This window comes from Carnobacterium inhibens subsp. inhibens DSM 13024 (assembly GCF_000746825.1).
GTDB lineage: Bacteria > Bacillota > Bacilli > Lactobacillales > Carnobacteriaceae > Carnobacterium_B > Carnobacterium_B inhibens.
On the sequence record NZ_JQIV01000006.1, the window covers coordinates 1584532 to 1599421 of the forward strand.

Genomic DNA, 14890 nt, shown 5'->3' on the forward strand with positions numbered 1-14890 from the left:
CACAAAAGTTTTTTTATAACTGATGAAAAATAGGTTCCATTTTATCAAAAGTACAAAATTGAGTATAGCCGATATCTTTTAATATTTTTTTAGCTTCTCTAATATTAAAACCTAGATGTTCTGGTTTATGACTATCACTGCCAATCGTAATAATTTTACCGCCAAGTTCGTGATATAGTTTTAGGATCTCTATGGAAGGTGTCAATCCGTTAATCTCATAACGACTAGAGGACGTATTTACTTCTATTCCTTTATTATTTGCTATAACTACTTTTAATATTTCTTTTATTTTATCTTTATTGTACTCAAACCTATCGACTTCTTTATCTAAATAACGTCTCACTAAGTCCATATGCGCCAACACACTATAATTTTTATAAGTAGTGACCAATTGATACATTTCATCGTAGTATCTATCATAACTTTCTTTATGAGTGTGTCCTTTTTGAAATTCTCCTGTCCAAAATTCTTTGTTCTCAATTTGGTGTATCGATAATAAAATGAAATCAAAATCTTGGGACTGGTAAAGTTCTTCAAACTGAGGAATCGTATGGACTTGCATACCAAACTCCAATCCTCTTTTTATGTCTATCTCTTTTTTATATTTCTTAGCAAGTTTATCTAGCTCTGCAAAATATAAATCATAATGAACATTTTTAACATTTTTATTCTTACCTACTTGAAATTCTTCCTCTGGTTTCCAATCGGATTTAACCCCATAATCAACATGATCTGTAAAACAAATCTCTTTTAATCCCAATTGAATAGCATCTTTTACAACATCTTCCATTAAATACCAAGAGTCGTCACTGTAATCACTATGCACATGATAATCTACATAAACCATCAAAAAACTCCTTCAAATCACTAAATTTTATTTGCCATTTTTTCTTTATGGTACTCATGCATTACTTTTTCCCATGATTCACGATTTTAAATACGTTTATGTATTTAAGCAATACAATCTAAGATAAGTAAAAATGATTTCCTTTTAAAGTCAAGATCATTTTTATATTCTAATCGATATTTTAAAGTAAGTACTCCAACAAATAATATCCTAGTCTACTCACCAACTTTTCAAGTTCTCTAAACGTTTTGTGCCGGATTAATTAATCGAGCAAATTTCACTTCATTATTATCCTTAACATCATATTCTAAGATGCAGCAATTCCCAAAAGTTTCTCCTTTTAGGTCATTTGGATGGTTCCGTTTCAAAAAATACAGCCACATAACTCCACCGTGTGCGACACACAGAGTGTTTTCATGTCCTTCATCTAGGATTTCATGAATAGTATCGTTAAAACGACTTTGAGCTTCTACATCTGACTCTCCATCAAAACGTTTAAAATAATCACCATGACTAAACTCTACTGTTCCAGACCATGGTTTCCTTGAACGTTGTAAATCTTCTGGTTCTCCTTCTAATATTCCAAAATTCCATTCCTTAAGACCTTTCTTACGAGTGTATGGGAGATTGGTTAGTAGTTCAGTAGTATCACAACAACGTTCAGATGTTGAAGAGTAAACTTCATCAAATTGAATATTTTGATCTTGTAAATGTGATTTGACATGTTTTGCTTGGTTAATCCCTCTTTCAGTTAAGGGAGAATCACACCATCCCTGAGCTAACTTTCTTTCATTAAATAATGTTTGACCATGTCGAATAATGTATAACTTGCGCATTAGAAAAAACCTCCCGTTAAAATTACTTACCATCTATAGTTTGCTTTATTATAATGATACAATAAATCAATCAAGACCAATACAGAAAATTAATTATGAATACTTCAAATATCTAATAATAAATTCACACTTTGTAATAACGACTTCTTTTTGATTAGGTTACTTCTAGTTATTCAACCTGATCAGAAAGAGGTTTTTTATGTGAAGAGAAATTGACAAGTTGTACAAAAAGAACTTATCTAATGAAGTACGGCTGTTGTACTTGTAGAAGAAATAAAGGAACTCCTAGCGAAATTTTGTTTGTTATGGGGTGTTTTCTTTCACATAAACAATGGAAAAAGGTAAGAAAAAAGACTTCTTAAATCAAGAAGTCTTTTTCTTTAGTTTCTTTTCAATCTTAACGTCATTGCGTTAATGGCTACAATAACTGTTGAGATCGACATTAGCACAGCTCCGACAGCCGGTGCCAACGTAATTCCAATAGGTGCTAAGATACCTGCTGCTATAGGTATAGCAATAAAGTTATAGCCAGCTCCCCAAATTAAGTTTTGTTTCATCTTACTAGTTGTTTTATTAGCTAATTCGATAAAGGATTCAATATCTCCGGGATCGGACTGCGTTAAAATGACATCTGCTGAATCAAGAGCTACTTGTGTGCCAGCACCTATAGCTACGCCAACATCAGCTAGAGCAAGGGAAGGTGCATCGTTTACTCCGTCACCTACCATAATGACTGTTTTGCCTTCATTTTTTAATGATTCAACTAAATCATATTTATCTTGCGGAGATTGATTTGCTTTATAGTCAATTCCTAATTCTTCAGCAATACCTTGAGCGGCTTTTTCATTATCACCGGTAGCCATAATCGGCTTGATACCATTAGATTTTAGCACGTTCATAAGTTCTATACTGGCTGGTTTTAATTCATCCCCTAAAGCAACCGCACCAATGGCTTCTTCATCCTCAACTAAAAAACTGACTGTTGCTCCTTTTGGAATATCAAAATCAACTTTCTTTCCAAATGCCTTTTGACTGATTAATTTGTAGCGGTGACCATTTGATTCACCTTCAACTCCAGCACCAGATACAACTTCAATAGAATCAAAGTTAATCGATTTAATTCCTTTTTTTCCAGCAAAATCTACAATAGATTGAGCAATTGGATGACTAGACCCACCTTCAATTCCGGCCATTAAAGCAAGAATTTCATCTGTATGATAATCTTTGCTTAACGATTCCGCATTTAATACCTTAAATTCCCCAGTCGTCAATGTCCCGGTCTTATCTAAAATCATCACATCAGCTTTTGTTGCCAATTCTAATGCTTCACGATCTTTGACCAATAATCCTCGGCTTGCACCTAAACTAGTACTTCGCGCAACGACAAGAGGAATAGCTAATCCTAAAGCATGTGGACAAGCAATCACCAAAGTGGTTACTGTAAAGATCACTGCTGTTTCTACATCCGTTAGAAACAACCAGGTAATAAAAGCAATTAGAGCTGCAGCTATAGCTATATAAAACAACCAGCTTGCTACTTTATTGGCAAGGTTTTCAGCTCGAGAAGGTTGGTCTTGCGCTTGACTAATTAACGTTTGTACTTGAGATATGAATGATTTATCACCCGTTTCTTGTACCTCAATATATAAAACACCTTCATTATTTGTTGATCCGCCAATTACTTGGTCTCCAACATTTTTTTCGATTGGTTTTGACTCACCCGTTAGCAGGGCTTCATTTACTCGTGACTGTCCTCTTTGAATCATACCATCTGCTGGAATGTTTTCTCCAGCCTGAACACGTATCACGTCTCCCACTTGCAAATGGGATACCGGACGAGATTCGACAGAATCATCTTCTAAAACAACATCTGCATCTTTCGGCATTAATTCAGCAAGAGCTTTCTGTGCGTCTCCAGCTTCGCCAACTGCTTTCATTTCGATCCAGTGTCCAAGCAACATAATCAAAATCAATGAAGCGAACTCAAAGAAAAAGTCCATTACGTGTTCACCAGTAACATATCTGGTAGCAACTGCATAGATACTGTAAAAATAAGAGACTCCTATCCCAAGTGTTACGAGGGCCATCATTCCTGGTGCTTTTTGTTTAAACTCATCAATAGCCCCCATATAAAAAGGTTTGCCCCCATAGATCATTAAGATTGTTGCCAGTACAGCAACAAGGATGTCTGAATAAGAAAACGAAAACTGAAAAGGCAAGGTAACACCCATCATTGGAGACAATAACATCACAATGATTCCCAGTGGCAGAGATTTCAAGAATAGTTCTTTAAAATTTCCATGATGATGATGTTCATGACCCCCATGACCCCCATGTCCGCCATGTCCCTCGTGATGATTGTGATTCATCTGGTGTTCTGGGTGTACTTGTTCATCGCGATAAGCATGGGGAACATGTTCTCCACTTTCTTCATGAATATGATGGTCATGACCCATTTTACTGTGATCCATCTGTTCATGATTCTTTTGTTTAGGAGAAGAATGTTTACTCTCATTATTACTCGTATACTTTTTCTTACTACCCATATTTTCTTCCTCCTTCATATTGATCCTAAAAAAGATAAACCCCATTTTTCTTCTTTATGTTACTGTTTAGAGTTAAAAAATGAGATTTGAAAAACAGACTATTTAAAAATTATTTATCTTAGCATAAAATCAATCGACTACAGCATATTTTGTATCAGAAAGTACAGAGACGAGTGTTTCGTTATCAATAATGGATTGGCTTTCAATCACCGCTTTTTTGTTTTCCAAATCAATTGCAACTGACTTTACTCCTTCAATCGCTTCAAATTTTTCTCGTACCGTGTTCGCACAACCTCCACATTTCATACCTTCTACAACGACTTCTTTTTTCATAATAAATTCCTCTTTTCTTTTATTTTTCAATTTCTTCTTTAGTACTATTTTCTTCAGCTATTTAGTTATTTAACGGAAGATGCTTTAAATCGTTTCAAGCGTAATGCGTTTATGAGTACTGACACAGAGCTAAAACTCATGGCTGCAGCAGCTATCATTGGATTTAATAATGGACCGCCAAAAATATGCAATAGACCCATTGCTACCGGAATACCTAATATATTATAAGCAAATGCCCAGAATAGGTTTTCCTTGATGTTTTTGATTGTGGCTTTACTTAATTCAACTGCTGTTGAAACGTCCATCAAATCACTTCTCATCAACACGATATCAGCTGATTCTATTGCGACATCTGTTCCGGAACCAATCGCGATACCAATATCAGCTTGTGCCAATGCTGGTGCGTCATTGATACCGTCCCCGACCATGGCAACATTTTTCCCTTCAGATTGTAGTTTCTTCACTTCATTCGCTTTATCTTCTGGCAATACTTCACTCAATACACGATCAATGCCAACTTGTTTAGCAATCGCTTCGGCCGTCCGTTTGTTATCACCTGTAATCATAGCGACTTCTATGCCCATTTTGTGCAATTGTTCAATAGCTTTTAAACTATTCTTTTTAACCGTATCGGCAACTGCGATAATACCAGCAATTTCCCCATCTTTTGCAATATACATTGGGGTTTTACCTTGCCCAGATAATTTATCTGAAATCGCAGCTAAATCTTCTAATGAAATGCGGCTTTCATCCATTAATTTCTTATTGCCAAGCAATAAATTTTGACCGTCAATGGTTACTTCAATTCCTAGTCCAGGAATAGCCTTAAATGAATCGGTTTTAACGAATTCTAGATTTCTTTCTTTTGCCTCATTCACAATGGCTTCACCCAATGGATGCTCAGAACCTTTTTCGGCAGAAGCGCCTAGAATCAATAGAGCTTCTTCAGAAAGACCCTTTGTAGTCACGATATCGGTTACTTTTGGTTTACCTTCTGTAATGGTTCCTGTTTTATCAAAAACGATTGTTTCAATCTTATGAGTGGTTTCCAATGCTCCACCACTTTTAATCAAAACACCATTTTCGGCTCCTTTACCCGTTCCAACCATGATGGCTGTAGGTGTTGCTAAACCAAGTGCACATGGACAAGCGATAACAAGCACCGAAATCGTAATCGTTAAAGCAAAAATCCATGACTCTTGTCCTAAGAAGAACCAAGCTAAACCAGATAAAATCGCAAGTCCGATTACAATTGGAACAAAGACGCCGGAAATTTGGTCAGCTAATTTTGCAATCGGAGCTTTTGAACCTTGAGCATCTTCAACCAATTTAATGATTTGAGATAAAGCAGTATCTTTCCCAACTTTTGTTGCTTTGTATTGGAAACTTCCGTTTTTATTCATGCTTGCGCCAATAACGTTGTCGTTTGGTTTCTTTTCCACCGGCATACTTTCACCGGTTAACATCGATTCATCGATTGAAGTGTTTCCCTCCAGTATGGTTCCATCAACCGGTAGTTTTTCACCGGGGCGAACAACAACGATATCGCTAACCTGTACTTCATCAATCGCTATTTCTAATTCTTGATTGCTTCGTAATACACGAGCTGTTTTTGGTGTCAGACCCATTAGCTTTTTGATGGCTTCAGATGTCTTGCCTTTTGAAACAGCTTCGAAATATTTCCCTAATGTAATCAGTGTTAGAATAACCGCTGCTGATTCATAATAAAGAGCCATTGCGAAACTGGTATTACCAACATAAATCATATAGGTTCCATATAGGCTGTAAACAAATGCTGCGCTGGTACCGAGTGCAACAAGAGAATCCATATTTGGATGTCCTTTAACTAAAGTCTTGAACCCGATTGCAAAGAAGCTGCGACCATAATACATAACCGGTAACGTTAAAACTAATTGCGTTAGTGAAAAAGTTACAGGATGCATCATTGGATCGATAACTTCCGGTAGGGGCAGACCTACCATATGTCCCATAGCAATGTATAGTAATGGAATGGTGAAAATAGCAGACATTATGAATCTGCGCCAGACATCTTTAATATGCTGTTGTTTCTTTTCGCGGTCCGAATCGACTGCTGCTGCAGAGCCGACTTCCTCATGAGCTTCATACCCAGCTTCGGTTACGGCTTTTGTTATATCGGATACATTCAATACGGTTGGATCATACTGGACTATCATTTTTTCAGTTGCTAGATTAACAGCTGCGTTGTTCACTCCTGCAAGTTTTTTCGTTGCCTTCTCAATGGTTTGTGCACAAGAAGAACAAGTCATTCCCTCTATATCAAACGTTTTTTTAAGCGTATTTGATTTCGCTGTATACCCAGCATCTGTCACAGCTTTTTGAATATCTGCTTCTGTCAAAGATGATTCATCAAATTGGACTGTCATTTTCTCAGTAGCCAAATTAACAGTTGCTTCTTTTACACCCGGTAACTTACTCGTAGCTTTTTCAACCGTTTGCGCACATGAGGCGCACGTCATACCTTCTATGCTAAAAATTTTATTTTCCATATTATCCTCTTTTCTAATCGTATTAGTGGTACAAGTGGCATTCGCATTGTCCCGGTGCGCATTCACATGGTACCTCATCCAATGCTGTGTTTTCTTTTTGTTCTAATAGTTTTTTTAGTAGAGCAATATCTGTTTTGCTTAGAGTAGCTTCAGCTATCATCTTACTGATAACTTGACCCGATTGTTTATTACAAACTCGAGAAAAGATATCATCAGTATAAGAATCCATACTTTCTTCTTCAGTAACCGCAGCAGAATAAATAAATTTATTTCCTTCTTTTATAGTCTGCAAGGCCCCTTTATCGACTAAACGACCGATCAATGTTTTGATAGTAGCTGCTTTCCACTGCTTTTTATTTTCGAGAATGGCCGTGATTTCTTTACTGGTAACCGATTCATTTGCCCAAGCCACACGCATAATTTCCCATTCTGCATCTGTTATTTTTATTGAACTAATTGCCAACATATTCTTTCCCCCTTTTTTTCGTTTACACATGTAATCTTTCTTGATATCTAAAGTTTACAATTGTAATCGAAATATGTCAAGTATTTAATTGCCTTTCATTTTTCTTATTTATGTATTTAAAAATTCCCATCCGCTCTCACTGCTTCTCTTAAGGTATTTTGTTTATTTTCTTTAAAAGTTATTTTATTGCTGGAGTTGCTTAGACAATATACGATAAAAAACATATGCTATTTTTTCAAATGAATAGATTATCCCTATGTATAATTTAATTTGAGCATTCTAAATAATAATGGTATTGTTAATTGTATAAAGTTAGTGAGAAGGAGAAAAAATGGCTTCTATTAAAGATGTTGCAAGGTTAGCAAAAGTATCAGTAGGAAGTGTTTCAAAATATTTAAACGGTGGCAAGTTAAAGGAAAAAACAACAATAGCAATTGAAGAAGCCATTAAAGAGTTAAAATATGAAAAAAATATATATGCTACTGGACTAAGAACAAACAGAACCCATACCATTGCCTTAATGATACCGACTATTTGGAATCCTTTCTTTAGTGAATTGGCCTTTTATATTGAAACAGAATTGAGAAATTATCAAACTAAATTAGTTTTGTGTAACACTATAAATAACTATGAAAATGAGATTGCCTATATCTCGATGGCTCGTCAAAATAAAATCGATGGCTTGATTACATTATCTTATAGTAACGTAGATGCCTATATTTCTAATGAAATACCAGTTGTCAGTATTGACCGTTACTTTTCTGAAAAAATACCAACAATTATGAGTGATAATTTTGCTGGAGGTAAATTAGCAGCTGAGAAATTACAGCAAGCTGGGTCAAATAAATTAGCGTTCATTGGTTATGGTTCAATTTATGAAAACTCGACAAGAGATCGTTATCGTGGATTTCAAGATTACTGTCAATCTAACAAACTTGATTGGGAAAAATTTTATTACGAAGGACACCATCAAGAGTTTAGGGAACAACTACCCCTATTTATTCAGGAACAAATAGTGAATAAAGGAATCGATGGAATATTCGTGGTAACAGATGAACAAGCTATGGAAGTTATCGCTTTACTTCACCAAAATGGTAAGAGAGTCCCAGAAGATATCCAAGTTATTGGATTTGATGGAAGTAAGCAATCTAATAATACTCCAATATACCTTTCCAGCATTCGCCAGTCAGTTCCAGCAATTGCAACTGAAACAGTGCACTGTTTATTCAACATTATTGAAAAAAAAGAAGTTCCTCTAAAAACAATTTTACCAATAACTTATCAATCTGGTACAACAACTAAAGATTAAATTGATTATGTACTTAAAAAAATCGGTTTGCCAATCCTTTCAAAAAGGTTTGACAACTAGATTTTTTTTGTTTATATTAAAAATGAAACGTTTCATTTTTAAAAAATATGGAGGTGTACAGTGAGTATGTTAGATATTAAAAAGATAACAACAGATATTATTCATGGAGTTGGTGGAGTAGAAAATATTGTTTCAGCCGCCCATTGTTCAACTAGATTACGAATAGTTTTGAAAGATGATAGTCTGATAGCCACAGATAGTATCTCTGAAGTTGAGGGTGTCAAAGGTTCTTTTAATAATGGTGGTCAATTTCAAATTATTTTAGGAACTGGATTGGTCAATAAAGTTTATCAAGAGTTTTTAACGCAGACTAATTTATCCGAAATAGGCAAAGATGAATTAAAAGATTTAGCTGCAACAAAAATGAATCTAATTCAACGTATTTTGAAAGCGTTAGCAGATGTGTTTGTCCCAATTTTACCAGCTTTAGTAGCTGCAGGGTTATTAATGGGACTAAATAATTTATTAACAGCTAAAGGTTTATTTATTTCTAATCAGACAGTAATCGAGGCCTATCCTCAATTCTCAGATTTAGCAGAAATGGTTAATGTATTCTCTAATACTGCATTTGTATTTCTCCCAGTTCTAATTGGATTTTTTGCGGCTCAGACTTTTGGTGCAACCCCTGTTTTAGGTGCTGTCATTGGAGCGATAATGATTCATCCAGACTTATTAAACGGTTATGACTATGGTCAAGCTTTACTGGATAACACATTACCAGTATGGAATATTTTTGGTCTTGAAATCGCTAAAGTAGGCTATCAAGGAACCGTTTTACCTGTAATTGGAGCGGCTTTTGTTTTAGCTAAGACAGAAAAAATATTACGGAAATTTATTCCAATGATGCTAGATAATATTGTTACTCCACTAATTGCAGTTTTATTTACAGCTAGTTTTACTTTTATAGCTATTGGTCCTGTCATGAGAGTAATCGGAGATTGGATGACTAATGGCGTAATGTGGTTGTTTTTTGAGTTAGGACCTATAGGAGGAGCCATTTATGGTGTTGTTTATCCATTACTTGTTATTACAGGTATGCACCATAGTTTGGTTACTTCTGAGATGCAGATATTGGCTAATATTGAAACACTTGGAGGTTCACCAACTTTTGCAGTTGTAGCTGCTTCTAACGTGGCACAAGGAGCTGCTGCATTAGCAGTATTTTACCTATTTAAAAAAGATATTAAAATGAATTCCATTGCTTCAGCAGCAGGAGTATCAGCTTTATTAGGCATTACTGAGCCAGCTGTTTTTGGTGTCAATTTGAAGCTTAAATATCCATTTATTGCAGCCCTAATTGGATCAGCAATAGGATCAGCTTACGCTACATGGATGAACGTCTTATCCTTATCACAAGGACCTGCTGGTTTACCAGGTGTGATCGTTATTCGTCCGCAATCAATGATTCAATATTTAATTTCTTTAGGAATAGCTTTTGTCGTAACATTTATTGTTACCATATTATTTGCAAAGACTAGCAAAATAAAAAAAATAGTCTAAAAAGAAAATTGCGAGGGATAATACAAATGGAATGGACAAAAGAAGAACGTTATAAAAGAATTGAGGATGTCTCTAGTACTTATATGACAGAATTGGTAAAAAAAGTTAACGAGGGACCTTATCGACAAATTTTTCATATTCAACCTAAAACAGGATTACTAAATGATCCAAACGGATTTAGTTACTATAACGGTCAGTATCACTTATTTTATCAGTGGTTCCCTTTAGGCCCAGTTCATGGTGTGAAGTACTGGTATCATATGGTTTCTAATAATTTGGTTGATTGGGAAGATCATGGTATTGCATTGGAGCCGGATACTAAATATGATAGTCATGGTGTTTTCTCAGGTACAGGATTTGTGAAAAATGATCAGTTGCATTTGTTCTATACAGGCAATACTCGAACGGAAAATTGGACGCGAATTCCTTATCAATGTCATGCAGTGATGGGGAACGACAATTACATTAAGAAATCTCAAAATCCGCTGATTACAGGCTCGCCTGAAGGCTATACGGATAACTTCAGAGATCCCAAAATTATTGAACAAAATGGTCGCTATTACTGCATTATTGGAGCAGAAACAGATAGTCATGAAGGAGCAATTGCTTATTATGTTTCAGATGATTTAGAAAAATGGACGTATCAACGAGCGATAGAATTAAAAGGAAATATTACTTCAGAAAACCAAGGATTTATGTGGGAATGTCCAGACTATTTTGAGTTGGATCATCAAGGAGTTCTCTTATTTTCACCTCAAGGAATGACAGAGGAGGGAGATAACTATCAAAATATTTATCAATCTGGTTATTTATTAGGAAATCCACTTGATTTTGCTACAGGAATTTTTCATGTGACAGAGAACTTTAAAGAATTAGATAGAGGTTTTGATTTTTATGCACCTCAAACAATGACTGATCCAAATGGACGTCAATTGTTAGTTGGGTGGTTAGGTCTTCCAGGTGTGGATTGTGCGACCGATGAATTTGGATGGGCTCATTGTTTGACAATTCCGCGTGAAATTAGTATACAAAATGGAAAACTTCATCAGAAACCCGTATCTGAACTTTCTTTATTACGTGGGAAGAAAAATACCGTAGAAATGGAACTAGAAAACGAAGCAGTCATTGCTGAAAATTTTTCTGCTAGAACTTACGAACTCCAAGTAACCTTTTCAAACTTAAGCGGATCATCTGTAGGTTTAAGTTTCCGTATGGGAGAAAAGGAAGTAACCAATTTTTATTATGATCGAATAGCAAAAAAATTAGTTTTTGATCGAAGTCAATCCGGTGAAACAGCCACTGCTGAATTTGGCAGTATAAGAAAATGCGATTTTTCTGAAGAAGAACTAGATATTCAATTATTCATGGATGAATCTTCCGTAGAAATATTTGTGAATGATGGTTTAGAAGTTTTTACATCTCGTCTTTACTCACAAGTAGATCACAATCAAATACAATTCTATACTAAAGGACATGCCACTGTAACAGCAATTCAATGGGAAATTAATTAAGCAGCCTCCTCTTATTGGAAAATGTATTGTACAGTTGAAGGTTTAACTGATTAGGTATGTATAGACATCAATCACTCTATGTTATTTATTCATATAATTCTCGTTATTACTTTGTTATAAATAGTATTTAAATCACTGAGATATGCCATGGTGAACTACCATGAAAAATTGATAAAGAAATTAAAAAAACTCCTACTTATATGTAGTAAACTGACCTCCAAACGTTAGATTTTTGGTCTAACATTTGGGGGTCACTACATAGTTCATAAATGGGAGTTTTTTTCATTAATAGTAAATTAGATGAAGCAATTTACTTGATAAAAATAATTTTGTACTAAATGCATTATCAATAATTATAAAGTGATTCTTTAGAAATTGAACTATAAATTTGAGCATTTAACCTAAACTACATATAATTCTAAGTTAATAAAAAATACATAAACAGATGTAAAATTATTATTTTTGATTAAATAGTATTTTTCATTGGTATGTTTTTTATAAAAGCAGTTATTAAAATCCCCATTTATTAATCCCTTTCTTATTTAAATTATCACTATCTCTTATTTGCATTCCAATGCTAACTGAAGACATCCCACGATACCTGCATTATCTTCTAAAATTGGCGGAACGATATAGGTATCTAAATCTGGCACAGAGAGATAATCGTTCATAAGTTCTCTAAAACGATTTTTAATTAAAGGAAAGAGTTGCTTCTGTTTCATTACTCCTCCACCTAAAATAATACGCTCTGGTCTTAGTATTAGACTGTAATTAATCAGAGCTTGCGCTATATAATCAGCTTCAATTTGCCAAACCTCTTTTTTATCAGCTAATTCGTAGCCTTTTTCCCCATATCTCTTTTCAATAGCTGGACCTGATGCCATACCTTCAAAGCAATCGCTATGGTACGGACAATTACCATTGAACTTATCTTTTTTATGTTTTTTTATCCCAATATGTCCCATCTCAGGGTGACCAAATCCTGAAAGGATTTCTCCGTTGACGATTGCTCCAGCACCAATTCCAGTGCCAATCGTTAGATAGATACAACTTTCTAATCCCTTTGCGCTACCATGCTTCCATTCACCGTATGCAGCTGCATTTACATCTGTTGTCAACTGAATAGGAACGTCTATTTCTTTTTTTATTGCCGGTAAAAGCTTGAAATTTTCCCAGCCTTTTTTTGGCGTTGAAGTGAGACTACCATATAGTTCAGAATTTTTATTTATCTCAATCGGGCCAAAAGAACCAATTCCAAGAGCAGCTAATTTATATGGTTCAAAAAAATCAAAAACTTTCTTTAGTGTATCTTTGGGATTTGTTGTTTCTATACTTTTTTTTGCAATTATTTCTAAACTTTCGTCCGAAACAGCACAAATAAATTTTGTGCCTCCCGCTTCAATACCTCCATAATTCAATGATAATCCTCCTTTAGTATTTTGAATGCCCTACTCACCAACATGAATTGACGAGTGCTGTAATTCCTTGATCGTCACTTTTCCATTCACGCCAATAGCATATTCATGGACTGCTTTTAGTGGGAAAATAGTCATGGACATAACCTCACGTCCGCCGTTGATAAATACTTCTATTGAAGATTTATCAATAAAAATATCCAATTGAAGTTGATTATCGATAAGTGGAATACTTACGGTTCTTTTTACCAAAGTAGAATCTTCAGAACCTAAAATAGGCGATCCTATATATTCTCTACTTAACTCCATTACACCTTCTTCTACTTGAAAAAGTAAAACAGCTTTTTCATCTTCATTTTTGGGTAATTCAATAAAAAAAGTTTTAGCGTTCTCTAAATTAGCCTGTAATTGAATACGCAGACTCGGTTCCGAAAAGGAATCGACTGTTTTTGTTTCATTCTCTAAATATATATCATGATATTCTTTTTCAACTGTTTGATAATGATTAATTTCGTTGATTGCCTTTTGAATTAACTGTTCATTTTTGATTTCTAATACTCGTGGAAGTGTCATAGCACCAGCCCAACCATGTCTTTCAACATGTGTTGGCTGCGTTCTTCCCCACATCTGCATCCATGCTATCATGATACGGTTTCCGTTAGCATCTTGTAATGTCTGGGGAGCATAAAAATCAAGACCATGATCTATTTCTTGTAAAGTTGATTTTACAAATTTACCAGTGTTCCAATCTACTCTTCCAACCATCACTATGGAGGAACTTGTATTGTGGAAATCATGACCCTTTCTAGGCATTTGGATAGGAGAAAGGATTAGAACATCATGCCCATTTAATTCAAATAAATCAGGGCATTCCCACATAACACCATGTTCCTCTTGGCCTTCAAGTAGGATTGATTTAAATTCCCAGTTGATCAAATCAAGCGATTTGTACAATAAAACTTGCCCTGTTTCTTGTTTTGTCTTTGATACAATCACGCTATAATAAATACCGTTCCTTTCAAACACTTTTGGATCTCTGAAATCTTCTTGGACTGCATTTATCGGTAAGGAAGATGTATCAATAATAGGATTTTGCTTTAATTTTTCAAAATTTATTCCATCTTTTGATACGGCTATACATTGTACTTGTTGTGTCTTATTTTCCGTTTCTACATGCATGATACCTGTATACATAAGATAAAGATTTCCATCTTTCTCAATGGCACTTCCTGAAAAGCACCCACCTGCATCTGCAGGTGTATCAGGTGCTAGAGCAACCGGAAGATGTTCCCAATTTATCATGTCTTTACTTTTTGCGTGTCCCCAGTGCATGGGACCCCATTCCGAATTATATGGATGAAATTGATAGAATAAATGATATTCGCCTTTATAAAAAACAAATCCATTAGGATCATTTATCCATCCTGTAGGTGCTGCGAAATGATAATTTAGACGGTAATCTTGTACGACCTTATCTTTATTCTCTTCTATAAAGGAATTTGCCTTCAAAAGTGTGTAATTGTTCATTGTCATTTATTT

Annotated in this window: 11 protein-coding genes; 3 read left to right on the forward strand and 8 right to left on the reverse strand. The window is 34.9% G+C overall.

Features of this window, described 5'->3' with window-relative positions; all coding sequences use genetic code 11:
- Positions 1-13 precede the first annotated feature (13 nt).
- The 6 genes from BR65_RS08750 to BR65_RS08775 form a co-directional block, all read right to left on the reverse strand.
- A complete protein-coding gene (locus BR65_RS08750; protein WP_034537933.1) occupies positions 14-847 on the reverse strand; it encodes a histidinol-phosphatase HisJ family protein in 834 nt (277 codons plus the stop codon).
- 239 nt (positions 848-1086) lie between these two features.
- Entirely contained in the window at positions 1087-1683 is a 597-nt protein-coding gene (locus tag BR65_RS08755) for a histidine phosphatase family protein (RefSeq protein ID WP_034537935.1), read from the reverse strand.
- Between the two features lie 380 nt (positions 1684-2063).
- Positions 2064-4229, reverse strand: coding sequence for a heavy metal translocating P-type ATPase (locus BR65_RS08760; protein ID WP_034537937.1), 2166 nt, complete (start codon positions 4227-4229; stop codon positions 2064-2066).
- Positions 4230-4358: 129 nt separating this feature from the next.
- Positions 4359-4562: a heavy-metal-associated domain-containing protein gene (locus BR65_RS08765; protein WP_034537938.1), complete on the reverse strand. Its 204-nt coding sequence runs from the start codon at positions 4560-4562 to the stop codon at positions 4359-4361.
- Positions 4563-4627: 65 nt separating this feature from the next.
- Positions 4628-7090 carry a heavy metal translocating P-type ATPase gene (locus tag BR65_RS08770; protein ID WP_034537939.1) on the reverse strand — a complete coding sequence of 821 codons (2463 nt, stop codon included), beginning with the start codon at positions 7088-7090 and terminating at the stop codon, positions 4628-4630.
- A gap of 22 nt (positions 7091-7112) precedes the next feature.
- A complete protein-coding gene (locus BR65_RS08775; RefSeq protein WP_034537940.1) occupies positions 7113-7556 on the reverse strand; it encodes a CopY/TcrY family copper transport repressor in 444 nt (147 codons plus the stop codon).
- A 331-nt stretch (positions 7557-7887) separates the two neighbouring features.
- On the opposite strand from BR65_RS08775, the gene BR65_RS08780 reads away from it, so the two are divergent.
- The 3 genes from BR65_RS08780 (at position 7888) to BR65_RS08790 (ending at position 11936) form a co-directional block, all read left to right on the forward strand.
- Positions 7888-8865, forward strand: a complete 978-nt coding sequence (locus tag BR65_RS08780; protein WP_034537941.1) for a LacI family DNA-binding transcriptional regulator — start codon at positions 7888-7890, stop codon at positions 8863-8865.
- 126 nt (positions 8866-8991) lie between these two features.
- Positions 8992-10425: a sucrose-specific PTS transporter subunit IIBC gene (locus BR65_RS08785; RefSeq protein ID WP_034537942.1), complete on the forward strand. Its 1434-nt coding sequence runs from the start codon at positions 8992-8994 to the stop codon at positions 10423-10425.
- Between the two features lie 26 nt (positions 10426-10451).
- On the forward strand, positions 10452-11936 hold the full coding sequence (locus BR65_RS08790; protein ID WP_034537943.1) for a glycoside hydrolase family 32 protein: 1485 nt from the start codon (positions 10452-10454) through the stop codon (positions 11934-11936).
- A 560-nt stretch (positions 11937-12496) separates the two neighbouring features.
- Here the strand turns inward: BR65_RS08790 and BR65_RS08795 are convergent.
- Both BR65_RS08795 and BR65_RS08800 read right to left on the reverse strand, forming a co-directional pair.
- On the reverse strand, positions 12497-13354 hold the full coding sequence (locus BR65_RS08795) for an ROK family protein (RefSeq protein ID WP_034537944.1): 858 nt from the start codon (positions 13352-13354) through the stop codon (positions 12497-12499).
- A gap of 30 nt (positions 13355-13384) precedes the next feature.
- A complete protein-coding gene (locus BR65_RS08800) occupies positions 13385-14884 on the reverse strand; it encodes a glycoside hydrolase family 32 protein (RefSeq protein ID WP_034537945.1) in 1500 nt (499 codons plus the stop codon).
- Positions 14885-14890: the final 6 nt, after the last annotated feature.

Coding starts and splice junctions, on each gene's coding strand:
- BR65_RS08750 (WP_034537933.1), bottom strand. CDS start 847: ATGGTTTATGTAGATTATCATGTGCATAGTGATTACAGTGACGACTCT.
- BR65_RS08755 (WP_034537935.1), bottom strand. CDS start 1,683: ATGCGCAAGTTATACATTATTCGACATGGTCAAACATTATTTAATGAA.
- BR65_RS08760 (WP_034537937.1), bottom strand. CDS start 4,229: ATGGGTAGTAAGAAAAAGTATACGAGTAATAATGAGAGTAAACATTCT.
- BR65_RS08765 (WP_034537938.1), bottom strand. CDS start 4,562: ATGAAAAAAGAAGTCGTTGTAGAAGGTATGAAATGTGGAGGTTGTGCG.
- BR65_RS08770 (WP_034537939.1), bottom strand. CDS start 7,090: ATGGAAAATAAAATTTTTAGCATAGAAGGTATGACGTGCGCCTCATGT.
- BR65_RS08775 (WP_034537940.1), bottom strand. CDS start 7,556: ATGTTGGCAATTAGTTCAATAAAAATAACAGATGCAGAATGGGAAATT.
- BR65_RS08780 (WP_034537941.1), top strand. CDS start 7,888: ATGGCTTCTATTAAAGATGTTGCAAGGTTAGCAAAAGTATCAGTAGGA.
- BR65_RS08785 (WP_034537942.1), top strand. CDS start 8,992: ATGTTAGATATTAAAAAGATAACAACAGATATTATTCATGGAGTTGGT.
- BR65_RS08790 (WP_034537943.1), top strand. CDS start 10,452: ATGGAATGGACAAAAGAAGAACGTTATAAAAGAATTGAGGATGTCTCT.
- BR65_RS08800 (WP_034537945.1), bottom strand. CDS start 14,884: ATGACAATGAACAATTACACACTTTTGAAGGCAAATTCCTTTATAGAA.